Raw genomic sequence first — 460 nt, 5'->3', positions numbered from 1 at the left:
GGGGGCGGGCACTGGCGCAGCACGCTGGGGAAACGCGTTTTTGTGCTGGCCCGGGAATCCGCTAGAGTTCAACACGTCGCCGGGACGCGGAAGCGAAACGGAAACGACAAGCGGACGTGGCTCAGTTGGTAGAGCATCACCTTGCCAAGGTGAGGGTCGCGAGTTCGAATCTCGTCGTCCGCTCGACGTGGGGGATCTTCCCGAGACCCCCTGCACTCCGGGTGGAGTGGCCGAGAGGCGAGGCAACGGCCTGCAAAGCCGTCTACACGGGTTCAAATCCCGTCTCCACCTCCAAGGACGATTAGCTCAGCGGGAGAGCGCTTCCCTGACACGGAAGAGGTCACTGGTTCAATCCCAGTATCGTCCACTGAAACCGCTGGTAGCAGCGGTTCTCGCGCGATTAGCTCAGCGGGAGAGCGCTTCCCTGACACGGAAGAGGTCACTGGTTCAATCCCAGTAT

Annotated in this window: 3 tRNA genes; all 3 read left to right on the top strand. The window is 61.5% G+C overall.

Annotated features, from left to right (window positions below):
• Positions 1–110 precede the first annotated feature (110 nt).
• The 3 genes from HTZ82_RS31530 (at position 111) to HTZ82_RS31520 (ending at position 367) form a co-directional block, all read left to right on the top strand.
• Positions 111–183: transfer RNA gene (locus HTZ82_RS31530), tRNA-Gly, on the top strand.
• A gap of 37 nt (positions 184–220) precedes the next feature.
• Positions 221–294, top strand: a tRNA-Cys gene (locus tag HTZ82_RS31525).
• 1 nt (position 295) lies between these two features.
• Positions 296–367, top strand: a tRNA-Val gene (locus HTZ82_RS31520).
• Positions 368–460 lie beyond the last annotated feature (93 nt).

The sequence above is a fragment of the Streptomyces sp. TRM64462 genome (assembly GCF_013362995.1).
Taxonomy (GTDB): Bacteria; Actinomycetota; Actinomycetes; order Streptomycetales; family Streptomycetaceae; genus Streptomyces.
This window is presented reverse-complemented; position numbering and strand designations above follow the sequence as displayed.